This is a genomic window from Leclercia sp. Marseille-Q4284 (assembly GCF_916618945.1).
GTDB lineage: Bacteria > Pseudomonadota > Gammaproteobacteria > Enterobacterales > Enterobacteriaceae > Enterobacter > Enterobacter tamurae.
Map to the genome: position 1 here is coordinate 2,341,487 of NZ_CAKAKG010000001.1, position 22,422 is coordinate 2,363,908.

General features: G+C 56.3%; 20 protein-coding genes and 1 tRNA gene. 13 read left to right on the top strand and 8 right to left on the bottom strand.

The genetic code is table 11. From position 1 onward, the window contains the following. The first annotated feature begins 117 nt into the window (after positions 1 to 117). From LG383_RS11140 to LG383_RS11160, 5 genes are read left to right on the top strand one after another with little or no spacing between them, the layout of a single operon-like run. Positions 118 to 1,941, top strand: coding sequence for an iron ABC transporter permease (locus LG383_RS11140; RefSeq protein ID WP_225759124.1), 1,824 nt, complete (start codon positions 118 to 120; stop codon positions 1,939 to 1,941). A gap of 1 nt (position 1,942) precedes the next feature. After that, the gene (locus LG383_RS11145; RefSeq protein WP_225759125.1) at positions 1,943 to 3,022 is read left to right on the top strand and encodes an ABC transporter ATP-binding protein; all 1,080 of its coding nucleotides are present in this window, start codon (positions 1,943 to 1,945) and stop codon (positions 3,020 to 3,022) included. Positions 3,023 to 3,048: 26 nt separating this feature from the next. After that, positions 3,049 to 4,152, top strand: a complete 1,104-nt coding sequence (locus tag LG383_RS11150) for an ABC transporter substrate-binding protein (protein ID WP_225759126.1) — start codon at positions 3,049 to 3,051, stop codon at positions 4,150 to 4,152. Positions 4,153 to 4,191: 39 nt separating this feature from the next. Beyond that, positions 4,192 to 5,619: an inositol monophosphatase family protein gene (locus tag LG383_RS11155; protein WP_225759127.1), complete on the top strand. Its 1,428-nt coding sequence runs from the start codon at positions 4,192 to 4,194 to the stop codon at positions 5,617 to 5,619. Beyond that, positions 5,609 to 6,664: a substrate-binding domain-containing protein gene (locus LG383_RS11160; protein ID WP_225759128.1), complete on the top strand. Its 1,056-nt coding sequence runs from the start codon at positions 5,609 to 5,611 to the stop codon at positions 6,662 to 6,664. The genes LG383_RS11155 and LG383_RS11160 overlap by 11 nt, the downstream gene beginning before the upstream one ends. A gap of 131 nt (positions 6,665 to 6,795) precedes the next feature. Here the strand turns inward: LG383_RS11160 and LG383_RS11165 are convergent, their stop codons facing one another. Further along, a complete protein-coding gene (locus LG383_RS11165) occupies positions 6,796 to 8,175 on the bottom strand; it encodes a carbohydrate porin (RefSeq protein WP_225759129.1) in 1,380 nt (459 codons plus the stop codon). Between the two features lie 447 nt (positions 8,176 to 8,622). On the opposite strand from LG383_RS11165, the gene LG383_RS11170 reads away from it, so the two are divergent. Then, positions 8,623 to 10,062, top strand: coding sequence for an MFS transporter (locus LG383_RS11170; protein ID WP_166185153.1), 1,440 nt, complete (start codon positions 8,623 to 8,625; stop codon positions 10,060 to 10,062). Between the two features lie 63 nt (positions 10,063 to 10,125). Further along, positions 10,126 to 11,805 (top strand): glycoside hydrolase family 43 protein, encoded by a 1,680-nt coding sequence (locus LG383_RS11175; RefSeq protein ID WP_225759130.1) that lies wholly within the window; start codon positions 10,126 to 10,128, stop codon positions 11,803 to 11,805. A 47-nt stretch (positions 11,806 to 11,852) separates the two neighbouring features. Here the strand turns inward: LG383_RS11175 and LG383_RS11180 are convergent. Then, positions 11,853 to 11,940 (bottom strand) — tRNA-Ser (locus LG383_RS11180). Between the two features lie 145 nt (positions 11,941 to 12,085). Next, the gene (locus tag LG383_RS11185) at positions 12,086 to 13,714 is read right to left on the bottom strand and encodes an ABC transporter substrate-binding protein (RefSeq protein WP_225759131.1); all 1,629 of its coding nucleotides are present in this window, start codon (positions 13,712 to 13,714) and stop codon (positions 12,086 to 12,088) included. A gap of 267 nt (positions 13,715 to 13,981) precedes the next feature. On the opposite strand from LG383_RS11185, the gene yccA reads away from it, so the two are divergent. Both yccA and tusE read left to right on the top strand, forming a co-directional pair. Then, positions 13,982 to 14,641 carry an FtsH protease modulator YccA gene (gene yccA, locus LG383_RS11190; protein ID WP_106992635.1) on the top strand — a complete coding sequence of 220 codons (660 nt, stop codon included), beginning with the start codon at positions 13,982 to 13,984 and terminating at the stop codon, positions 14,639 to 14,641. An 86-nt stretch (positions 14,642 to 14,727) separates the two neighbouring features. Beyond that, positions 14,728 to 15,057: a sulfurtransferase TusE gene (tusE, locus tag LG383_RS11195; protein WP_106992820.1), complete on the top strand. Its 330-nt coding sequence runs from the start codon at positions 14,728 to 14,730 to the stop codon at positions 15,055 to 15,057. Here the strand turns inward: tusE and yccX are convergent. The 3 genes from yccX to LG383_RS11210 form a co-directional block, all read right to left on the bottom strand. Continuing rightward, positions 15,054 to 15,335, bottom strand: coding sequence for an acylphosphatase (gene yccX, locus LG383_RS11200; protein ID WP_106992634.1), 282 nt, complete (start codon positions 15,333 to 15,335; stop codon positions 15,054 to 15,056). The two genes, tusE and yccX, sit on opposite strands and share 4 nt — an antisense overlap. Before the next feature lie 61 nt (positions 15,336 to 15,396). Then, positions 15,397 to 16,125 (bottom strand): helix-turn-helix transcriptional regulator, encoded by a 729-nt coding sequence (locus LG383_RS11205; RefSeq protein ID WP_370635166.1) that lies wholly within the window; start codon positions 16,123 to 16,125, stop codon positions 15,397 to 15,399. 70 nt (positions 16,126 to 16,195) lie between these two features. Further along, positions 16,196 to 16,753, bottom strand: coding sequence for a kinase inhibitor (locus tag LG383_RS11210; RefSeq protein ID WP_225759133.1), 558 nt, complete (start codon positions 16,751 to 16,753; stop codon positions 16,196 to 16,198). Between the two features lie 175 nt (positions 16,754 to 16,928). Between LG383_RS11210 and rlmI the strand changes: the two genes are divergently transcribed. Further along, on the top strand, positions 16,929 to 18,119 hold the full coding sequence (gene rlmI, locus LG383_RS11215; protein ID WP_166182054.1) for a 23S rRNA (cytosine(1962)-C(5))-methyltransferase RlmI: 1,191 nt from the start codon (positions 16,929 to 16,931) through the stop codon (positions 18,117 to 18,119). Positions 18,120 to 18,179: 60 nt separating this feature from the next. Next, a complete protein-coding gene (gene hspQ / locus LG383_RS11220) occupies positions 18,180 to 18,497 on the top strand; it encodes a heat shock protein HspQ (RefSeq protein ID WP_106992630.1) in 318 nt (105 codons plus the stop codon). 37 nt (positions 18,498 to 18,534) lie between these two features. Here hspQ and LG383_RS11225 read toward each other — a convergent pair whose 3' ends face one another. Beyond that, a complete protein-coding gene (locus tag LG383_RS11225) occupies positions 18,535 to 18,948 on the bottom strand; it encodes a CoA-binding protein (RefSeq protein WP_106992629.1) in 414 nt (137 codons plus the stop codon). Positions 18,949 to 19,119: 171 nt separating this feature from the next. Between LG383_RS11225 and LG383_RS11230 the strand changes: the two genes are divergently transcribed. After that, entirely contained in the window at positions 19,120 to 19,782 is a 663-nt protein-coding gene (locus LG383_RS11230) for a DUF2057 family protein (protein WP_106992628.1), read from the top strand. Positions 19,783 to 19,861: 79 nt separating this feature from the next. Then, entirely contained in the window at positions 19,862 to 20,320 is a 459-nt protein-coding gene (gene mgsA, locus LG383_RS11235) for a methylglyoxal synthase (RefSeq protein WP_106992627.1), read from the top strand. 37 nt (positions 20,321 to 20,357) lie between these two features. Here mgsA and helD read toward each other — a convergent pair whose 3' ends face one another. Continuing rightward, entirely contained in the window at positions 20,358 to 22,412 is a 2,055-nt protein-coding gene (helD, locus tag LG383_RS11240) for a DNA helicase IV (protein ID WP_225759134.1), read from the bottom strand. Positions 22,413 to 22,422: the final 10 nt, after the last annotated feature.

Sequence of the window (22,422 nt, forward strand, 5' to 3'; positions counted from 1 at the left end):
ATAATGTTCCGGTTTTGCACCCTGCGCACTTTTTTGCACATATGTGCAAATTTTTAGCAAAAATGTAACATTGCGTCGATATATTCCTGACTGTCTTTCACAGCCAGGGATAAACCAGTGTCTTACCCATCTGATATCCACCCACGCCACGGCGCGTGGCAAAAGCTCCGCCATACTCTGTCGATTATCAGTCATGAGCCTGCCAACCTGCTGGCAGTACTGCTGCTCGGTCTGTTCAGCTGGATAATCCTGGCCCCGGTCGTTTCCGTGTTAATTAATGCGCTGCTGGTGCAGAGCGGAGATGAAGGCCGCACCGGCGCAACAGAAGGGGCATTTACCGCGTACTACCTCCTGCGCACGCTGACATCGCGCATGTCCGATCTTCTGCTCTGGACCCCATTACTCAACACCCTCGCGGTGGCGCTGAGCACCGTCGCCATCGCCCTGGTGGTTGGCATCGTGCTGGCGTGGCTGGTGAATCGTACCGATATCGCGGGCCGCAAGTGGTTTGCCACCCTGCTTATCGTGCCCTTCATGCTGCCCTCCTGGACCTTCGCCCTGGCGTGGAGCACCCTTTTCAAGAACCACGCCATCGGCGGGCAGCCGGGATGGCTGGAGGCGATGGGGATCCAGACCCCGAACTGGATGGCCTACGGCTATTTCCCGATTGTGACCATTATGGTGCTGCACTACGCCCCGCTGGTGATCCTGATTGTTGGTAACGCCCTGAAGCGCATGGACAGCCAGATGGAGGAGTGCGCCCAGGTCCTCGGCGCGTCCCGCCGGGTTATCGCCTTTAAAATTATTATCCCGCTGGTCCGCCCGGCGCTACTCTCCGCCGCCCTGCTGATTTTCGCGGACTGTATCGGCGAGTTCGCCCTGCCCTATATTCTCGGCCTGCCGGTGCATTTCGATACGCTCTCTACCGGGCTGTACCGGGCCATCGGCACGCGCCAGTCCGGCGTGGCGGCAGTGATTGCGGCGGTGATCATGCTGATGGGCATGCTGACCCTGCTGCTGGATATGAAAATGCTGCGCGAGGCGAAACGCTTCGTGACCCTGGGCGGAAAAGGGGTGATGGAGCGCCGTCGCAGCCTGGGACGCTGGCGCAGCGCAGCGACCGCCCTGCCGCTGGTATTCGTCCTGCTGGGGGTCGCGATCCCGCTCCTGACCCTGTTTCTGTCGACGGTGATGATCCTTCCGGGCCGCTTCAGCGCCGATAACTTCACCCTCGATTACTGGATTGGTCGCAACCTCGATACCGTGGCCCTGCACAACGGGATCCTGCTGAGCGGCGAATTCTGGCACACGGTGTGGAACACCCTGGTCATTGTTGGCTCGGCCTCCCTCGCCTGCGGCGTGCTGGGGCTGCTGGTGGGTTACGCGGTGCTGCGCTGCCACTTCCGCTGGGTCGCCGCCTGCCTGCGCCAGCTGACCTTCCTGCCCTACCTGGTGCCGGGTATCGCCTTCGCCGCCGCCTTTCTGTCGCTGTTTGCCGTGGCCCGCGGGCCGGTTCCGGCGCTGTACGGCACCCCGCTGATTCTGATCCTCGCGCTAATTGCCGAAAAAATGCCCTATGCCAGCCGCTCCGGCATCGCGGCGATGACCCAACTCGGGAAAGAGGCCGAAGAAGCCGCGCGGATTGCCGGTGCTGGCTGGTTCGCCCGCCTCCGCCGTATTGTCATCCCGATCCAGGCCGCGCCGCTGGCAACCGGGATCCTGCTGCCGTTTATCTCAGGGATTAAAGGGGTCAGCCTGTTCGTTATCCTCGCCACCCCCGCCACGGACGTGCTGACCACCTGGTCCCTGCGCCTGATTGACTACAACTACCAGCAGGCGGCCAATGCCGTGGTGCTGATGATTGCCCTCATTTCATGGGCCGGGACGGTGATGATCCAGAAGATCACCGGCACCGGTCTGGCTGATGGTCTGGAGAAATAAGATGCCCACTATCCACTTAACGAATCTCAGCAAAACCTACCCTGGCAACGATGCTCCGGCGGTTAATAACATCAACCTGACGGTGAAAGATGGCGAGTTTATGTGTTTGCTGGGGCCGTCCGGCTGCGGCAAGACCACCATCCTGCGGATGATTGCCGGTATCGAACACGCCAGCGGCGGGGAGATAAGCATTGGCGACAGGGTTGTCGACTCCATCGCCCGGGGCACTTACGTACCGCCGGAAAAACGCGGCATCGGGCTGGTCTTTCAGAGCTATGCGCTCTGGCCGCATATGACCGTCGAGCAGAACGTCGATTTCGGCCTGCGGTTGCAGAAAGTGCCGACCAAAGCGCGTATCGCCCGCTGCCAGGACGTGATGGAAAAACTGCGCATCGCCGATTACGCCAAACGCTATCCGGCGCAGCTCTCCGGCGGGCAGCAGCAGCGCGTGGCCCTGGCCCGCATGCTGGCGATTAATCCTGGCGTACTGCTGCTGGACGAGCCGCTCTCGAACCTCGACGCCACCCTGCGCCTGGAGATGCGCGCCGAGCTGCGTCGCCTGCATGAAACCTTTGGCACCACCATTGTGTTTGTCAGCCACGACCAGTGGGAGGCGATGACCCTTGCCACCACCATTGCGGTGATGAGCGCCGGGCAGATGCAGCAGGTAGGCACCCCGGATGAGATTTACGCCACCCCGGCCAACCGCTTTGTCGCGGAATTTATTGGCACCCCGCGCCTGAACATGATCCCGCTTCATCAGCCCTGTAGCGAGCTGGCGCAGCATCTGCAGCGGCGCTTTACCCTGCACGATCAGACCCAGCTCTGCGGCATTCGCCCGGAAGAGATCGTCCTGAGCGCCGAGTCGTGCAGCAACGCCGTTCCGATGACCATCGATAACATTATGCCCACCGGCGGAAGCTGGGTGATTGAGCTGGTGGCGGGCGAAGACCGGCTGTTCCATTCCACCCAGCTGAGACCGCGCTGGCAGGCGCGTCAGCAGGTGCATTGCCAGCTCCCAACCTCGTCCCTGCACTTTTTTAACCGCAACGGACTGCGTCACGACGTGACCGCGAATTAACCTCAATTGACTCTTAAGGAAATCCCATGAAGCGCAAGTTGTCCGCCGTCCTTATCGCCACAGCCCTGCTGAGCAGCGCCATCGCTCAGGCTGAAACCTTCGATCTGCAGAAGCTGATCGCTGCCGCAAAACAGGAGCAGCCGATTACCGTTTACGCCTCGACAGGTAAAATCGTGCAGCAGGCAAAAGCCTTTAGCGAGCAGTACGGATTACAGGCCGTGGGGGTTAAGGCCGATGCGCCGCAGATCATCGAGATCATGAGCCGGGAAGCGCAGGCCAAAAACGTCCGCGCCGATGTCGCTATCGTTGAAGATGCCCCTGCCGGGATGACGCAGTTACTCAAAAAAGGCTATGTTCAGAGCTGGGTTCCGGACGATCTGAAAGGCGACATTGCCCCCCGCTATCAGGATCCCCTCACCGTCGTGCTGGCCCCGAACGTGTTCGCCTATAACACCGATCATCACGCCACCTGTCCGGTGACCAATCTCTGGCAGTTGACCGAGCCGAAATGGCGGGGCCGCGTCGCGATGCAGGATCCCACCAGCAAACCGGCCTATACCGACTGGTTCAGCCAGATGGAAACCCACTATGACCAGCAGGTTCGCGATGCCTATCAGCAGGCGTTTGGCAAGCCGCTGCAAACCGACGAGAAGTCTGCCACTGCGGCCTTTGTGAAGGCGCTGGCGGCCAACGGTGTGCTGCTCACCCACTCCGATAACGATGCCGCATCCGCTATCGGCGCGCCGGACAGCAAAACTGACTTTGTCGGCCTGGTGTCGACCGCCAAGTTCCGCGACAACAAGCAGGGGATGAAGCTGGGTCTGTGCAGCGGCCTGAAGCCGTTTATCGGCTGGAATTACCCGAGCCTCGGCGTGGTGGCGACCGGCAGTAAAAGTCCGAACACCGCGAAGCTCTTTGCCCACTATCTGCTGACCGCCGAAGGCATTGCGCCTCAGGGGGTGGACGGCAAAATGTCCACTAACCAGAAGGTGAACCTCCCCGCCGATGAAGCCTCCGGGATTGAGAAGCATCGCGGCGAGCTGATGGAATACCTGACCGCCACCGCCCAGGGGGACTGGGAAAGCCGCCAGGACTGGCAGGACATCTGGAGCCTGAACTACAGAAAGTAGTTTTCAGCGTACATTTTCATTCTGAACAGGCAGCACACTTTGACTACTCATGATATTGAACAGCGGGAAGCCGCCCTGAAGCGCATTATCGTTGACGCCGGGGATACCGCCCTGCGCTTCTTCCAGTCGCGCAAAGCGGGCGAGTATGCGCTGAAGGGCCATCAGGATATCCTGACCGAGGCCGATACTTTCGTTGAGAAGCAGGTTCTTGAAGCCCTTGCCGGGGCGTTCCCGGACGATCTGATCCTTGGCGAAGAGTCCGCCAGCCAGCCTGCCAGCGCGGAGAGCCTGTGGGTGGTGGATCCCATCGACGGCACCGCCAACTTCGCCCGCGGCATCCCCCATTTTTGCGTCTGTATGGCGTGGGTTCGCCAGGGCGTGACCGAGCTGGGGGCGGTTTACAACCCAGTCAGCCATGAGCTCTATCTGGCCCGTCGCGGCCATTACGCCCTGAAAAACGGTCAGCCGCTGCGCTGCACCGCCATTATCGACCCGCAGCGGGCCGCCGTTGAGCTGGGCTGGTCTGCCCGTCACGGCCAGAATCACTATCTGAAGGTGCTGGGCTCGTTGCTCAGTCTGGGGACCAGTGTGCGCCGGGGCGGCTCCGGGGCGCTGGCGCTGGCCTGGGTGGCGGAAGGTCGTACCGACGGGTATCTCGAAATCCATATGAACGCTTGGGATTGCCTGGCGGGGCTGCTGCTGGTGCGTGAAGCGGGCGGCCTGACGGGGGTGGTTCCTGAAAGTGCCGAGGGTATTTTCAACGGCCTGCCGGTGCTGGCCGCCGCGCCGGGCATTGCTGCTGACCTTGCGGCTGCGGCGGGTATTCCCCTGACCATCGAAACAGAAGCGAAGCCCGAGGCAGGCCACTACCCTCGCCCGCCCATCAGCCTGATCGCCGAGGATTTTCCCGGCTGGGACGTGGATATTTATATCGGCGGATCCAGCGGGGTAAGCGATGCGGCCCTGCTGGCTGAACATGGTATCGGGATCGTGATTAACTGCGCGGTAAACCTCGATATCGACTGGGTGACGCATCCGGAAGCTGGCGCGCCTGTACAACTGCGTGCTCATGGTGCAGGCCCGGTCCGCTATTACAAGCTGGGGCTGGTGGACGGCGAAGGCAATGCTCCCGAGATGCTGCACGCCGGCTATCAGCTGATGCGTTCCGCTCTGCTCCAGCAGATCCCGGATAAAGCCTCTTACCGAAACCGTAAACGCGGCAATATCCTCGTCAACTGTCGCGGCGGACGCAGTCGCTCTGTCGCCCTGGTGGCGCTGTTTATGCATCTGGAGTGCCCGGAACGCTTCCCGACGCTCGATGCGGCCATCGATCTTATCCGCGACCGACGCCAGCTCCACCCGGACGAGTGGTATGAAACGCCGAAGCCGTCGCTGATCCGCCTGGCCGAACATGCCATTATCCGCGAACGAGCCCTCGCCGGAGTGGAACAGCGTCATGAGCAATAACAGTCTGAGGAAAAATCCCGGCTTCGCCAGCGCCACCGAGGTGGCGCGCCTGGCGGGGGTTTCCCGTTCTGCGGTATCGAGAACCTTTACGCCGGGCCGCAGCGTGTCTGAGGATACCCGGCGGAAGGTACTGGCCGCCGCTGAGGCGCTGAATTATCACGTCAATCATCTGGCGCGGGGGCTCTCCCGGGAGGAGAGCCGCCCGGTCTGTATTCTTGGCGGCAATCTGTCGTACCCCTGGCAGTCGAGCCTGCTTGACCACCTGACCCGCCGCCTGCACCTGGCCGGACGCGCGGTGATGGTGATCAACACCGACGACGACGAAGCGAGCGCCAGAGAGGCACTGCAGCAAACCCTGAACTATCGTTCAACCGCCACCATCGTGCTGTCGGGCAAACCGCCCGCATCCCTGATAGAGCTGTGCCTGCAGAGCGGACAGCAGGTGATCGCGATTAACCGCATGGGGCAGTTCCCCAGCGCGGACAATATTGATATCGACTACAGCTCGACGATGCAGGAGGCCTGTGACCACCTGATAGCCGCACATTGCCGCCGCCTGGCGGTTGTCTCCTCCTCCACCCGCTCCCCGAGCATGATTACCCGCGAAACGCGCTTTCTGGAGGCCGCTGCCGAAACGGGCACCGAGGTCACGCTAATCCGCCCCGGCAGCGCCAGCTATCAGACCGGCGTCCTCGCCGCCCGGGAATTGCTCGGCCAGGCCTCACCGCCGGACGGTGTCTTCTGCGTCACTGACTTAATCGCCTGCGGATTTATCGATGCCGCACGCCACGAGTTTGGCCTGCGCATTCCAGAGGAGATCAGTGTTATTGGTTTTGATGACATCGAACAGGCCAGCTGGCTGGGGTATCAGCTGACGACTTTCGCCCAGCCGCTGGCAGAGATGGCGGAGGCGGCCTGTGAGATGCTGCTCGCCGCGGATGCCGAACAACCCGTCAGCCGGGTGTTTACGGCGCGTCTGGTGGAACGGAGGACTACGGGTTCTGCCCGGCGGCGCTGCGCTTGCACGGGCCTACAAAAACCGTAGGCCGGGTAAGCGAAGCGCCACCCGGCGCAGCAAGATGCGGTGCGGTCTGATGCCCTCACCCCGACCCTCTCCCACGGGGAGAGGGCGCAAACACCAAAAACGGCAACGTTGCGTTGCCGTTTTGCTTTTACCTAGAACCACGCCTCCCACATCGCGCCGACGTTGAAGTCGTCGAGCGTTTCGTCCCGGGTATTGTTCACGCGCGCGGTGCGCTCGTTATCCACCTGGCCGCCGGTGACGTAGAAGCGCAGCATCGGACGGAATTCCGGGCCCATGGCGATAGAGATGTTCTGCGACAGGGTCAGCTTCCAGCCCTTGTTATCCCCGCCGTTGTCGTAATCCACATGCTGCCAGCCCGCTTCCAGCCAGGTGGAGTGCACGTCGTTCCACCAGTGCATCGGACGCACGATGGCGTTGTAGTTTTTGCGGTTGTCGGTGCTGTCCCGGCTGTTGTCGTAGTCGTGGAAGGCCAGAATGTACTCCACCTGGGTCGCCTGGGTGAACTTGTGCAGCCCTTCGAAGCTGGCGTACACCGTGGTCAGATCCTCGGTTTTGTTGAACACGCTGTTGTCCGAGTTATCGGAGTAGCGGGCGATCACCTTGTTGACGCCGCTGTCGTTGGTGTGGCTCAGCACCACGCCGCCCTGCCAGGCGTTCATCCGCTCGTCGGTGTCGATGCCTTTCGAGTCAAAGCCGTAGTTGGCGTACAGCTCCAGGTCGACCGGGCCGAGCTTCATGCCGTGAATTTTGGAGGTGGCGGCGTAGTTGCCTTTGTCGCCGGTGCCGGAGCCGCCGGTACAGGTGATGCGCGACGGGTTGGCTTCGTCATCCATCACTTCCGGGCTACAGGATTCCACCGCTGCCACGGTGGCCACGTCAAACTGCACGCCGCCGATGTCGAAGTTTTTCACCCCGGCGCCCTGACCGTCGTGGTTCATCCAGAAGTAGTCGTTGATGCCCTGCTGCGGACGCTGGTGGAAGTCACGACCTGCCCAGAGATAGGCGTTCGAATTGGATTCCAGAATGTTGGTCACCCCCGCGTAGGCCTTTTTCAGGTTAACCTCGTCGCCCCAGTGGTCGATCATCACGTTGACGTCCCAGATGGCCCCGTTTTCGCCCCTGAAGGCTTTGGAGAGCTGGAATTCGCCGCCGTTGCTTTCGTTACCCAGACGACCAATCGCCGAGGCGCCGTTGTAGGAGCCGTCCACGGCGACGTATTTCTGATCGGCGGCCTGGAAGTGCGCGCCGTAGCGGGCATAGCCGGTAAATTTAATCCCGAACGGGATCGCCATATCCGGGGACTGGGCGGCGCTCTGGGGTTCGTTAATGACGTCGGCTTTTTTCGCCACCGCGGCATCCATTTTCGCCTGGCGATCGGCCAGGGCTTTATCCACCGCTTTGGCCACAATGGCGTCGATTTGCTCCTGCGTAAATTCCTGCGCGAGGACAGAAATTGGGCAAAGCGCGGCGAGAACCGCCATTGTTAATGGAAGTTTTTTAATCATATTCATGGTTATCTCAATATATTTAAATTTTATTCAGACAATAACCACCCCGTTCCGGACTGACAGAATATGTCGCTATCATCAGAACAAGTTGATTTTTATTTTTTAGGGGCCAGAGGATTCACACTATTATCGTAAGGCTATCTCCTTCACTCAAATTTATTATTCAAAGCGCGCTTGTACCAACCGCGGAATGCGGCAAATAATCGACAGGGACATACCCTCCATTTTCCATGCCGCTTGCTCAATTACGTTATTTCACTATCAGAGTAAGATAATGCTCAAACGTGAACCTCGTCGCAAAAATACCCTTATGCCTCGACGATCACAGAAATAAAAAAACATAATTACTTAATTTAAAAACGTAATGGATTCTCCCGTGCCACCTGTGTCAGAAAGAGCCTAACATTCATAAAACAAATCGGAGATCGGATTAGAATGAGTAAAACGATAATGCAAAGCCGGCATGATGAATATCATAAATTATCTCGCGGGGAGCGCATTGGTTACGGGATGGGAGACTTTGCGCAAAACCTGGTATTTGGCACGATCGGGGGTTTTCTGGCGCTTCACATGCTGACGGTAAATACTATCGGGACAGCCACGGCGGGATTCATATTTCTTTTTGTCCGCATCATCAATGTGTTTTGGGATCCGATGGTAGGAACCTATGTTGACAAAAGAAGTTCAAAGGCCGGAAAGTATCGTCCCTGGATTTTAAGGGCGGGCGTGCCGCTGGTTATTCTTTCCGCTTTACTTTTCGCGCCTATTCCTGGCGTCAAAGGTTCCGTTCCCTTTGCATTTATCGTTTATCTGGCCCTGGATCTCGTTTATTCCGTTGTGAATATTCCTTATGGTTCACTGAATGCCTCCTTAACGAGAGATCCTGAATCTATTGATAAACTGACCAGTACGCGCATGATGCTGGCAAACAGTGCCAATCTTCTGGTCTATACCCTCTTTCCGATGTTTGTCCAGATGGCCTCGCCAAAAGATCGTAGCCTCAAGGATACGGGGTTTTTTGGGCTTGAACTCAATATGGGGAATTACACCGATCCCTCAGCGAATTACGCCTGGTTTGGTGTTTACTCGATTTATATGATAATCGGAGCGGCTGCACTTTTCATTTGCTACAAATTTACCAAAGAACGCGTTGTTGCCTCTGCTGAGCAAACGGCGAACGTTAAAACGACAGATTTATTCCTCGAACTCAAAAATAATCGTCCCCTGGTTATTCTCGGACTCTTTTTCATGCTGGCCTTTACATTCATGTTCTTTATGAACACGGTAAATGGCTTTTTCAATCAATATGTTGTCGGTCATTCTGAATGGATGGGTGCCGTTGGCCTTGTTGCTTCAATTCCGGGCATTCTGTTCCCCATTTTCTGGCCAAAGCTTAAGAAAATTTTTGGCAAAAAAGGGTTCTTCCACATTTTCCTGGGCATGTTTATTGTGGGGGAATTATTAACTTACGTTTGGTCACGCGAGGGTATGCATGATGCACTCTGGCTGGCTTATATCGCTACGTTTATTAAACAATGGGGCTTAACCTCGGCGACCGGATTTATGTGGGCACTGGTCCCTGAAGTCATTGCTTATGGTGAACTTAAATCAGGCAAGCGCAATGCTGCCATCATCAATGCCATTATGGGTCTCTTTTTCAAAATTGGTTTTACTATCGGCGGCGCGATTCCACTGTGGTTACTGGCTGTTTATGGCTTTAACGAAACAGGTGCGCAGCAAAGTGCGACTGCTATCGACGGTATAATTATCACCGCGGTCTGGATCCCTATCGTTTTAGCCTTTATCTCGATGATCGTTATCCATCTTTATCCAATCTCAGATAAACATGTCACAGATATTAATCGTCAGCTTGATGAGATCCGCGTCTGATTATATTTTCATTGAAAAGCCTCAGAACACGATAAGTCAGTAAAATTTAAAAGGTAGAATGCTATGTCTCTTATTCAGAACCCTGTACTCCCTGGTTTTAACCCGGACCCAAGCATTATCCGTGTTGAAGACACTTACTATATCGCAAACTCAACATTTGAGTGGTTTCCTGGCGTTCGTTTACATGAATCAAAAGACCTGCAAAACTGGAATCTGCTGCCCAGTCCACTCTCTACAACAGCGCTTTTAGATATGCGAGGCAATCCTTCGTCCGGGGGGATTTGGGCACCGGCACTCTCTTATGCCGATGGTAAATTCTGGTTGGTTTACACCGATGTAAAAATCACTGAAGGTGCTTTTAAGGACATGAAGAATTACCTGACCACCGCCACCGATATTCGTGGCCCCTGGTCAGATCCCATTAAACTTAACGGCGTCGGATTTGATGCGTCGCTCTTCCATGACGACGATGGGCGTAAGTATTTAGTTCAACAAACCTGGGATCATCGCGAATACCATCATCCCTTTAATGGCATCACCTTAACGGAGCTGGATACCCGCACGTTAAAATTAAAACCGGAGACCGCGCGGACTATTTATCGCGGCACTGCCGTTGCCCTTGTTGAGGGGCCGCATCTCTATAAACTGAACGGCTATTACTATCTTTTCGCCGCCCAGGGCGGGACTGTCTTTACCCACCAGGAAGTGGTGGCACGTTCAAAAACCTTAGAGGCCAACAGCTTCGAAACCGAGCCAGGCGACGTATTCTTAACTAACGTCGATACGCCAGATAGCTATATTCAGAAGCAGGGACATGGCGCGTTAGTTTCGACTCCGAGCGGGGAATGGTATTACGCCTCGCTTTGCGCACGTCCGTGGAATCGCCCAGGTGAATCAGTCTATGATCCGCGGGGCTGGTCAACACTTGGCCGGGAAACGTCTATTCAGAAAGTCTACTGGGATAACGATGGCTGGCCACGTATTGAAGGAGGTCATGGCGGTAAAACCTTTGTCGAAGGGCCATCCGATGCCATTTTTACCGAAAGCGCAAAAGATCATAGCCAGCATGACGATTTCAACACTGCGACACTGGATATTAACTGGAATACGCTTCGTGTCCCGTTCACCGAAAAAATGGGGACCACGGGCGATGGAAAGCTGACGTTAAATGGACAAGGTTCTTTGGCCAATACCCATGACCTTTCGTTGATCGCCCGACGCTGGCAAGCCTTTTATTTTGATGCGCAGGTTAAAGTCAAATTTAACCCGTTTAATTATCAACAGATGGCAGGTTTGACGAATTATTATAATGACCGCCACTGGAGTTTCGTATTCATCACCTGGAATGAAATCAATGGTTCGGTGATCGAAATAGGTGAAAATAACCGTGGTAAATACACCTCTTATTTGAAAGATAACGCGATTAAGATCCCCGCAGGGACAGAATACGTCTGGTTCCGCACCAAAGTTCGCAAGGAGAGTTATACCTATGAATACAGCTTTGATGGCGTCTCTTTCACTGAGATCCCTGTCAAACTGGATGCCGCGGTTCTCTCAGATGACTATGTCCTGCAAAGCTATGGTGGGTTCTTTACCGGGGCCTTCGTTGGCCTCGCGGTGGTCGATTACTCGGGTTACGATGCCAGCGCAGATTTTTATGACTTCGTCTATCAGGAGCTGGGCGACAGGTTGACGGCGGATGATGCCTGGAGCTGGGAAGCGAGCGAATCGCGGTTTGATTAAATAAAAGAAAAAGCCCTGCGATATTGCTATCGCAGGGCTTTCAAATTTGGCGGAAGCGTAGAGATTCGAACTCTAGAACCCTTTCGGGTCGCCGGTTTTCAAGACCGGTGCCTTCAACCGCTCGGCCACGCTTCCTAAGTGAGGCGAACTATAAACACCTCAGTGTACGCTGTAAAGTATGAGCCCAATCGTTCGCCTGAAAAATAGCCAAAATGCGTTTAATCGGTTGAATAGACGACATTCTGGCCATTTTATCAGCACCAAATCTTACCGCCGACCCTTAGTGCTTTTTGATGTACATCTCTTTGGTGTAGTAGTACCCCAGCTTATCCGGCGTAAAGCCCCCTACCCACGGCTTCACCAGGTGGGTACGAACGTAGTGATAGACCGGGATCGCCGGTACGTCCCGGGCGAGCAGATCTTCAGCCTGCTGGTAGAAGGTGCCGCGCTCGGCGGTAGTCTTCGCTTTTGCCGCATTGACCAGCGCCTCGTCATAGGCCGGGTTGCTGTACTGGCTGGTGTTCTGACTGTCGCCGGTACGGAAGTTATTCAGGAAGGTGGCCGCATCGTCGTAGTCGGCGATCCAGGCATAGCGCACCGCGTCAAAGTTGTGGGTATGCATGGTGTCCAGCATCGTTTTCCACTCCTGGTTTTGCAGCTTCGCCTCCACGCCGAGGTTTTTCTTCCACATCGAGCTGGCGGCGATGGCAATCCGCTGGTGCGATTCCGAGGTGTTATACAGCAGCTTAAAGCTCAGCGGATGGCTGTCGTTATAGCCCGCCTCGTTCAGCAGCTTCTTCGCTTCGGCAATGCGTTTCTCCAGCGGCCAGCTGGCGTAGTCCGGGTTGTGTAGTTTAACGCCGCCGATATCGGGCTGGCTGATAACCCACGCAGGACGTTGCCCCTGCCCTAATACCTTCCCGGCGATAATGTCTTTATCCAGCGCCAGATTCAGCGCCTGACGCACGCGCGGGTCGTTAAACGGCGGACGGGTGGTGTTGAATTCGTAGTAGTAGGTTGCCAGCTGCGGAGAGACGTCCAGCTCGCTACCCATCGTTTTTTGCAGCTGGGCAAACTGGTTGATCGGCACGGTGTAGACAATATCAATTTCGTCCGCCTTGTAGCGGTTCACGTCGGCGGCTTCGGAGGTGATCGGCAGGTACGTCACCTTGTTGATCACCGTATGGGCGTTATCCCAGTAGCGCGGGTTACGCTCGGCAACGATCCGCTCGTTGACCACCCACTGGCTGAGGGTATAGGCCCCGCTGCTGACAAAGTGCTCCGGCTTGGTCCACTTATCGCCATAGCGGCCAATCAGCACCTTATCGACCGGCACCAGCGACGGGTGCGCCAGCATGGCAAGGAAGGCCGCGTTAGGCTGGGTCAGCGTCACTTCCAGGGTGGTATCGTTCAGGGCTTTAACCCCCAGAGTGTCGGGGTTTTTTTTGCCCTCAGCGATATCGGTGGCGTTCACCAGAAGCATGCTGCCGAGGTAGCTGGCGTACGGCGAGGCGGTTTTTGTATCCACCAGCCGCTGCCAGCTCCAGACGACATCCTGAGCGGTGATGGCGGTGCCGTCGCTCCAGGTGATGCCCGGGCGAAGATGGAACGTCCAGACGGTGTTGTCTTTGTTCTCCCATTTTTCCGCCAGTCGCGGCTGGATCTCGCCATTCGGGGAGACGCTGACCAGCCCGTCGAATAAATCGCTGATAATATTGAATTCGACATCGCTTTCGACTTTATGTGGATCGAGCGACGCCGGTTCATTGCCATTATTCCTGACCAGTTCCTGCTTCTCTGCCAGCTCAGTGCCTGCCGGTACGCTGGCGGCAAAGGCCGTTGCGCTTGCGCAAAGGATGCCTGCCGTCAGCAAAGAGAGGGTAAATGTAGCGCGTGATGATGATTTCATGTCCTTCGCCTTATAGTGTAGTTGTGACGATGCAAAATAACTCTTAGCGTTGCGACGGGAATAAGGCAATATATTTCAGTGACCTATAAGAGCTTGATCTGATTAATCCCAACAAACCGCGGTTCGTTCTGCATAGTGGACGTTGTGGAACATTTCATGCTGGCTCTGACCCTAAGACGCTGAGTAAAGATGGGTAAAACCACTTTGTAACCGGCGCGTCGTTTCCTATTCTTGCCGTTAATTACATCTGTCATAAGAGAGTGACTCATGGATCGTATTATTAGTTCTTCACGCGACCGCACATCGCTACTCAGCACCCACAAGGTGCTGCGCAATACTTACTTTATGCTCAGCCTGACGCTGGCCTTCTCCGCGCTGACGGCAACCGCCAGCACCGTGTTGATGCTGCCGTCTCCGGGGCTGATCCTGACGCTGGTCGGTATGTACGGTCTGATGTTCCTGACCTACAAAACTGCTGACAAGCCGGTGGGTATTTTGTCCGCGTTCGCCTTCACCGGCTTCCTGGGCTACATCCTGGGGCCAATGCTTAACACTTACCTGTCTGCCGGGATGGGCGATCTGATCGCTCTGGCGCTGGGCGGCACGGCGCTGGTGTTCTTCTGCTGTTCTGCCTACGTGCTGACTACCCGCAAAGATATGTCTTTCCTCGGCGGTATGCTGATGGCAGGCATCGTGGTGGTGCTGATCGGTATGGTGGCGAACATCTTCCTGCAGCTGCCGGCTCTGCACCTGGCTATCAGCGCAGTGTTCATCCTGATCTCCTCCGGGGCGATCCTGATGGAAACCAGCAACATCATTCATGGCGGCGAGACCAACTACATCCGCGCTACCGTGAGCCTGTATGTGTCGCTGTACAACATCTTCGTCAGCCTGTTGAGTATCCTGGGCTTCGCCAGCCGCGATTAACCGACAGTGCTGTATAAAAAGCCCCGCTTATGCGGGGCTTTCTTTTTTGGTAAACTGCCGCGGTTTTCGATAAACCTGTGATGATTATGCTGAACTTTGACGGTAAAGAGATTGAGACCGATAGCGAAGGCTATCTGAAAGAGACCAGCCAGTGGAGCGAAGGCCTGGCGGCTATTATTGCCGAAAAAGAGTCGATTGCCCTGACGCCGGAGCACTGGGAAGTGGTGCGGTTCGTGCGCGATTTCTATCTGGAATTTAATACTTCCCCCGCCATCCGCATGCTGGTAAAAGCGATGGCCAATAAGTACGGCGAGGAGAAAGGCAACAGTCGCTACCTGTACCGTCTGTTTCCGAAAGGCCCGGCAAAACAGGCGACCAAGATCGCCGGCCTGCCTAAACCCGTAAAATGCATTTAATAGCGAATACCGAAATTAACGTAGTCCCGGTCGGGTTGATGCGGCTCTGACAGAACCTTTTCAACCCGGGCGATGCGCGGCCCGCCCGCCTTAAGCCAGGCGAGCAGTTTTTCGACCTGTTCCGCCTCGCCGCAGGCTACTACCTCGACGCTCCCGTCATCCATATTGCGCGCGTACCCGGTCAACCCCAGATCGGTAGCTTCACGCTGCGTGCTGTAACGAAAGCCAACTCCCTGAACCGTGCCGTGCACCCACGCGATTGTGCAGACTTTTGCCATTTTCCTTCCCCTTATTCGTGCCTGACCCTGAACAGAAGAATAGCAAATTATGGCCGGGCGATTAGCGTAAGGTTTTGGGTAAGCAACCGTAATGCTGGCGGAAACGGGCGGTAAAGCGCGAACTGGAAAGGTACCCGCACTGCAAGGCAATCTCCCCGACAGGCAGGCGGGTTGACTGTAACTGAGACAGCGCAACTGCCATGCGCACCTCCTCCACAATCTGGCGAAAGCTGTGGGACTCTTCGCGCAGTCGTCGGCGCAGGGTAGGCACGCTGACCGCCAGGCGACTGGCAACGTCCTGCGCGGTCCATGCCCGGGCGGGGGACATCATGATAAACTGCCGCACCTGCTCCGTAAGATTGACGTTGCGCTCAATAAGTAGCGGCCCAGCCACCCCGTCATGCAGTAACGCCAGCAGCAGCCCAAAGGCCTGATGCTTTTGCAGTTCATCGGAAAAATTATGCCGCACCGCATGCAACAGATTGCCCCACATAAAGGCCAGCCCTTTGCTGAGCGGCGCACAGAGCGAGTCTGTTTTGCTCCGCGGCCAGGACTGCAGATAGCGGGTCTTAAACTCCGCAATAATCTCCGGTGACAACAGCAGCAAATCCGAATGAAAAATGCCCTGCGCAGGCTGATTAATGATCTCCATCGGCGTATTCGCCGGGATGATGATTAACGCATCGGGCGTGGCCACCAGACGGCTATCCTCATGAATAATCACCTTGCTGCCGTGCGTAATATGACAGATGGCAGGATAAAAAAGCTTAACCTGATGCAGGCGATGCATTTTGCTGGCACTGACTTCAGCCGCAGTCAGATGTTTATGTTGCAAATGAAAATCCTGCACCGGGCCACCTCTATCTTGCGTATGTAGCGGTTAATTGCGCTTTCGCCAGCGCGTGGCTGTTGAGCATGAAGCCGACCAGTGCGCCGCTGGCGCTCTTATCGATGGGCAGCGTATCTACATCCAGCGCCCAGACGGTAATCTGGTACGGGTGAGGCTTGTCCCCTTGTGGTGGACACGCACCGCCAAAGCCAGAGTAACCGAAATCATTACGTCCCTGCACTGCCCCCGCAGGTAATTTCTGGTTATTCTGGTTTCCGGCACCGGCAGGGAGTTCCCGCGTTTGTGATGGAATGTTTACCACCGTCCAGTGCCACCAGCCGCTGCCGGTAGGCGCCGCGGGGTCATACACCGTGACGGCAAAACTTTTGGTGCCCTGTGGCTGATTTTTCCATGTCAGCTGCGGCGATTCGTTGCCGCCATGACAGCCAAACCCGTCGAAGACCTGATTCTGCGTTAATTGCTTTTCGCCAGAGATATCCTGGCTGCTGATACTGAAAGGTAATGCCGCTGAAACCGTAAAACTTATCCCCGCCAGAGTGGCGGCTGCGATTGCACTGTGCTTTTTCATTAGAGTTTCCCTTTGCTGGACTGGAAACACCAATGTAAAACCCGCAGCGAATGCGTAATGTGCCTGAGCGATTTTAATTTGTGCCGAAACGCTCAACAGTGTCCGCAGATGATTGCCCCCAACCATCTGTGCTACTCTACGCGCCATTTCCCTGGAATCGACAGAAAAGTAAATTATGAGTGTACGTTTAGTGTTAACCAAAGGGCGCGAGAAATCTTTGTTGCGCCGCCATCCCTGGGTCTTCTCCGGCGCGGTTGCGCGTATGGAAGGCAAAGCCAACCTCGGTGAAACTATCGATATCGTTGACCATCAGGGTAAATGGTTAGCGCGCGGCGCATACTCGCCGGCGTCCCAGATCCGCGCGCGCGTCTGGACCTTCGATAAAGATGAAATCATCGACATCGATTTCTTCGTTCGTCGTCTGCAGCAGGCGCAGCAGTGGCGCGACTGGCTGGCAAAACGCGACGGGCTGGACAGCTATCGTCTGATCGCCGGTGAATCCGACGGTCTGCCAGGCGTGACCATCGACCGTTTCGGTAACTTCCTGGTGCTGCAGCTGTTAAGCGCAGGCGCAGAGTATCAGCGTGCAGCGTTAATCAGCGCCCTGCAGACCCTGTATCCAGAGTGCGCCATTTACGATCGCAGCGACGTTGCGGTGCGTAAAAAAGAGGGCATGGAACTGACCCAGGGTACAGTGACGGGCGAACTACCACCTGCCCTGCTGCCGATTGAAGAGCACGGCATGAAATTGCTGGTGGATATTCAGGGTGGCCATAAAACCGGTTACTACCTCGATCAGCGTGACAGCCGTTTGGCGACCCGCCAGTACGTTGCCGATAAACGCGTGCTGAACTGCTTCTCCTACACCGGCGGTTTTGCGGTCTCGGCCCTGATGGGCGGTTGCAGCCAGGTAGTGAGCGTCGATACCTCTCAGGAAGCGCTGGATGTGGCCAGGCAGAACGTTGAGCTGAACAAGCTCGATCTGAGCAAAGCCGAATTTGTTCGCGACGATGTCTTCAAGCTGCTGCGCAAATACCGCGATCAGGGCGAGAAGTTTGACGTGATCGTGATGGACCCGCCGAAGTTCGTCGAAAACAAAAGCCAGCTGATGGGCGCCTGTCGTGGGTATAAAGACATCAATATGCTGGCGATCCAGCTTCTTAACCCTGGCGGCGTGCTGCTGACCTTCTCCTGTTCCGGCCTGATGACTACCGAATTGTTCCAGAAAATTGTCGCAGATGCCGCTGTAGATGCCGGGCGTGATGTACAATTTATAGAGCAGTTCCGTCAGGCGGCCGATCATCCGGTGATCGCTACCTATCCGGAAGGGCTGTATCTGAAAGGATTTGCCTGTCGCATCATGTAACTTGAAAAGTGGAATGTTGCCCACACCTATAGTGTAAGTAACGTTTCCCGGGAGGTGACTATGATTGCCAGCAAATTCGGTATCGGCCAGCAGGTCCGCCACTCCCTGTTAGGATACCTGGGCGTGGTCGTGGATATCGACCCGGAATATTCTCTCGATGAACCGTCAGTGGATGAACTGGCGGTCAACGCAGAACTCCGCGCCGCCCCCTGGTACCACGTGGTGATGGAAGACGACGAAGGCCAGGCCGTGCACACCTATCTTGCCGAAGCCCAGCTAAGTGGCGAGCAGCAGGATGAACACCCTGAACAGCCTTCCATGGATGAACTGGCGCAAACGATCCGCAGACAGTTACAGGCCCCGCGCCTGCGTAACTAACAAGAACCCGGTAGCCGATGGCTGACCGGGTTTTTTATTACTTCGCCATTCCCAGGCGTGGGATCTCAATCGCCGGACAGCGATCCATCACCACATTCATCCCGGCGTCACGCGCCAGCACCGCCGCCTGTTCATTAATCACCCCAAGCTGTAACCACAGGGTTTTCGCTCCAACCGCAATGGCTTCCTGCGCGACACCCCAGGCGGCTTCGGAATTACGGAACACATCCACCATATCGATTTTTTCCGGTACCTCCGCCAGGGTGCCGTACCCCTGCTGGCCTAACAAGGTTTTGCCTGCCACTTTTGGCGAGACCGGGATCACGTGATAACCCTGATCGAGCAGATATTTCATGACCCGATAACTCGGACGATCGGGCTTGTCGCTCGCCCCCACCAGCGCGATGGTTCGGGTGGTGGAAAGGATCTCAGCAATATCATTCTGTTTCATGAATTTCCTCCTGGCGTGTTCAACATCAATACCAATACAGTGAGCGCAATTTGGCATCCCATACGTCTGCATGAGGGCAAATTGCCCAACGATGTCTATATGTTAGTAAATATGATTAAAGAAAAATTTTGATACATTCTTCGTGGCGTGTGTCTTTTAAGAGGGCTTTTTATGAAAACCGGCATTGCCTGGAGTCTGTTTGCGCTGCTCATGCCGGTTTGCGTTTTTGCCACTACGCTGCGGCTCTCTACGGACATCGACCTGCTGGTGCTGGACGGAAAAAAAGTCTCAAGTTCACTGCTGCGCGGTGCGGACAGTATAGAGCTCGACAACGGCCCCCATCAGATTGTGTTTCGGGTCGAGAAGACCATTCGCATCGGCAATCATGAAGAACGGGTCTATATCTCTCCTCCGCTGGTCGCCAGCTTTAACACCCAACGTATCAGTCAGGTTAATTTTAGCCTTCCCCGGCTGGAAACAGAAAAAGAGTCGCAACTTTTTGATCATTCACCGCATATTGAACTGCTGGATGGCGATGCGACGCCGATTCCGGTGAAGCTGGATATTCTGGCGATCACCGATACCCCGTCGGGCGTCAACTATGAATACGATACCGAGCGTTATAACAAAGCTGGCCAGAGCGCCTCGATACCGCAATTTTCCACCACCATGGCCGATGACAGCACGCTGTTATCCGGCGTGTCCGAGCTGGATATGCCGCCACCGCAGTCGCAGAATCTGACCGAGCAGCGGCTCAAGTACTGGTTTGCCCAGGCCGATCCCGAAACCCGTAACCGTTTTCTGCAGTGGGCGAAGCAACAACCCTCGTCCTGAGCCGCATTTTTTAGCCCTTTCTCTTGCAGCGTCAGGTGCTTCCAGTAATCTGTAACCAGTTAACTAACGGATAGAGATTATGGAACTCACAACTCGCACCCTGCCGGACCGCAAACATATCGCGCTGGTGGCGCACGATCACTGCAAACAGATGCTGCTCAACTGGGTTCAGCGTCACAAATCCCTACTGGAAAAACACCGGCTGTCCGCCACCGGGACCACCGGTAACTTGATCCAGCGCGAAACCGGGCTTGAGGTCAATGCTATGCTGAGCGGCCCACTGGGCGGCGATCAGCAGGTGGGCGCCCAGATTTCGGAAGGGAAGATTGATGTGCTGATCTTCTTCTGGGATCCCCTGAATGCGGTCCCGCACGACCCGGACGTCAAAGCGCTGCTGCGCCTGGCGACGGTATGGAATATCCCGGTCGCCACCAACCTGTCTACGGCGGACTTTATTATTGCCTCGCCGCAGTTCAACGACCAGGTGGAGATCCTGATCCCGGATTATCCACGCTATCTGGCCGAGCGTCTTAAGTAAGGGTTTCCTGCCGGGGGGCGGCTTCGCCTTACCCGGCCTACGGTTTCCGCGCTACCGGCACATCGATGTTTTTCAAAATGTCCACAAAGCGCGAAGGCTGCTCTTTGTTAAACAGCAGCCAGACGCGGTGACGGGCGCGGGTGATCGCCACATACAGCAACCGGCGCTCCTCGGCATCGGGAAAATCTTCCACCGCAGGCAGCAACGCCTGTTCCATCACCGATTCGCGCGCAGGGGCCGGGAAACCATCGCTTCCTTCCTGCAACCCCACCACGATCACATAATCCGCTTGCTGCCCCTTGCTGGCATGAATGGTCATAAAATCCAGCTGCAGTTTCGGCCAGCGGGTGGCAGCTTTCTCAAGGCTGGCAGGCTTAAGATGGTGATAGCGCGCCAGCACCAGAATGCGCTCCTCCGGTCTGGCATAACCGCTCAGTTTATCCAGCAGAGCATCAAGCTGATCCTCTGCCAGCAGCGTGACCGCTTTTTTGTCACCGGCCGACAGGCTGTTCAACGGTTTTGCCAGCTGATGCGGGTTCTGCTGGATAAACCGGTTGGCGATCTCACCGATCCGGTTATTGAAGCGGTAGGTGGTGTCGAGGTCGCAGCGATCGCCTTCGCCAAAGTAGTGGTGGAACGCGGTCGTCAGTGACAGCTGGGCACCGCTAAAGCGGTAGATCGCCTGCCAGTCATCCCCCACGGCAAAGAGAGTAGTGTGTTTATTCTGCGCCCGCAGCGCCGCCAGCAGGGCCGCGCGCTGAGGAGAGATATCCTGAAACTCATCCACCAGAATGTGCTTCCACGGGCTGATAAAGCGGCCTTTCTCGAGAATAACGATCGCCTGATGGATCAACCCGGAAAAGTCGACGGCATTTTCATCCTTGAGGGCGGTTTTCCACGCTTTTAACAGCGGGGCCATCAGCTTCACCCGCTTAGAAAACAGGGCCCGGACCTCTTCGGGCGCCCCGGCAATCATCTCGGCCTGCGCGCCACCGTGCATCCGCATCAGGCTCACCCAGCGATCGAGCCGCGGAGCCAGTCGGCGGGCCAGCTTTTCGTTTTGCCAGAAACTGCCTTCCGGCACGCTCCAGTCGAGCTCCTCTTCCAGCCACTGGCGCCAGCCTTTGGCCTGCGCTTTTTTCTCGCTGCACTGCTGTTGCCAGGCCTCGATAAAAATCTGTTGCCGCGCCACGGTGTCATTCTCCATCTGGCTGACGACCGGCACCTTTTTGCTCCCCTGCTGAATGATGTGCAGGGCCAGGGAGTGGAAGGTTCTGGCGGTAATGTCGCGGGTGTGCAGCCGGGCCTCGATCCGCTCATCCATCTCCTGGGCTGCCTTGCGACCAAACGCCAGGAGCAAAATTTGCTCGGGAGCGGCTTCATTGCGGGTGAGAAGCCAGCCTGCCCGCGCCACCAGGACTGAAGTTTTGCCGCTACCGGCCCCCGCCAGCACCAGCAGCGACTGCTCGCCGTTTACCACTGCCCGGGCCTGGGCCGGGTTCAGGGGAGATGACTCAATACCGGCAAAAAAGTCGGCGTACTGGCTGAGCATGGCCGTGGTCCAGGCCTGGTTATGCGCCAGCCGGCTCTGGTCAATATCCTCCAGCCAGGCCTGGCACCGACGCCAGGCATCCCGACAGTTATCAAACTCGTCAAGCCGCGAGACCGACAGCGGGAGCGCCTCTAGCGCCTGGGTGATTTTTTGCTGCAGGCCCAGCGTTTTCTCCCGGGTCAGCCAGCTGTTTTGCGCGTTGCTGGTGGCAATATCATTCAGCGCATTTTGCAGCACCTGCGCCGCCACCTCGCTCATTTCAGCACTCCATTGCTGCCAGAGCGTATTCAGATGGTGGTGAAAACGCTGGGTTTCCGCCCACTCCGTCCCGTGCAGGCGCACCACTTTCTCTTCGGGCAGGACAAACTCCAGCTCGCCCCAGACCAGGCCGCGCTTACAGTGAATGGCCAGCAGTTGGTTGAAGGGAATGAGATACTCGTGGCGTTCGCCGGAGACTTTCACCCCGGCGTTAAGCAGAACGACTTTGTCGTACGGATGTTGTGCCAGGCGTTTGCCTAACGAAGTTGCTTTCAGTTCCATGTCCAGCCCG

Excerpts from the sequence above, each read along its gene's own strand:
- LG383_RS11145 (WP_225759125.1), top strand. The coding sequence starts at position 1,943 with ATGCCCACTATCCACTTAACGAATCTCAGCAAAACCTACCCTGGCAAC.
- mgsA (WP_106992627.1), top strand. The coding sequence starts at position 19,862 with ATGGAACTCACAACTCGCACCCTGCCGGACCGCAAACATATCGCGCTG.
- yccA (WP_106992635.1), top strand. The coding sequence starts at position 13,982 with ATGGATCGTATTATTAGTTCTTCACGCGACCGCACATCGCTACTCAGC.
- LG383_RS11160 (WP_225759128.1), top strand. The coding sequence starts at position 5,609 with ATGAGCAATAACAGTCTGAGGAAAAATCCCGGCTTCGCCAGCGCCACC.
- LG383_RS11175 (WP_225759130.1), top strand. The coding sequence starts at position 10,126 with ATGTCTCTTATTCAGAACCCTGTACTCCCTGGTTTTAACCCGGACCCA.
- LG383_RS11170 (WP_166185153.1), top strand. The coding sequence starts at position 8,623 with ATGCAAAGCCGGCATGATGAATATCATAAATTATCTCGCGGGGAGCGC.
- tusE (WP_106992820.1), top strand. The coding sequence starts at position 14,728 with ATGCTGAACTTTGACGGTAAAGAGATTGAGACCGATAGCGAAGGCTAT.
- LG383_RS11185 (WP_225759131.1), bottom strand. The coding sequence starts at position 13,714 with ATGAAATCATCATCACGCGCTACATTTACCCTCTCTTTGCTGACGGCA.
- rlmI (WP_166182054.1), top strand. The coding sequence starts at position 16,929 with ATGAGTGTACGTTTAGTGTTAACCAAAGGGCGCGAGAAATCTTTGTTG.
- LG383_RS11230 (WP_106992628.1), top strand. The coding sequence starts at position 19,120 with ATGAAAACCGGCATTGCCTGGAGTCTGTTTGCGCTGCTCATGCCGGTT.
- LG383_RS11210 (WP_225759133.1), bottom strand. The coding sequence starts at position 16,753 with ATGAAAAAGCACAGTGCAATCGCAGCCGCCACTCTGGCGGGGATAAGT.
- hspQ (WP_106992630.1), top strand. The coding sequence starts at position 18,180 with ATGATTGCCAGCAAATTCGGTATCGGCCAGCAGGTCCGCCACTCCCTG.
- LG383_RS11205 (WP_370635166.1), bottom strand. The coding sequence starts at position 16,125 with ATGCATCGCCTGCATCAGGTTAAGCTTTTTTATCCTGCCATCTGTCAT.
- helD (WP_225759134.1), bottom strand. The coding sequence starts at position 22,412 with ATGGAACTGAAAGCAACTTCGTTAGGCAAACGCCTGGCACAACATCCG.
- LG383_RS11150 (WP_225759126.1), top strand. The coding sequence starts at position 3,049 with ATGAAGCGCAAGTTGTCCGCCGTCCTTATCGCCACAGCCCTGCTGAGC.
- LG383_RS11225 (WP_106992629.1), bottom strand. The coding sequence starts at position 18,948 with ATGAAACAGAATGATATTGCTGAGATCCTTTCCACCACCCGAACCATC.
- yccX (WP_106992634.1), bottom strand. The coding sequence starts at position 15,335 with ATGGCAAAAGTCTGCACAATCGCGTGGGTGCACGGCACGGTTCAGGGA.
- LG383_RS11165 (WP_225759129.1), bottom strand. The coding sequence starts at position 8,175 with ATGAATATGATTAAAAAACTTCCATTAACAATGGCGGTTCTCGCCGCG.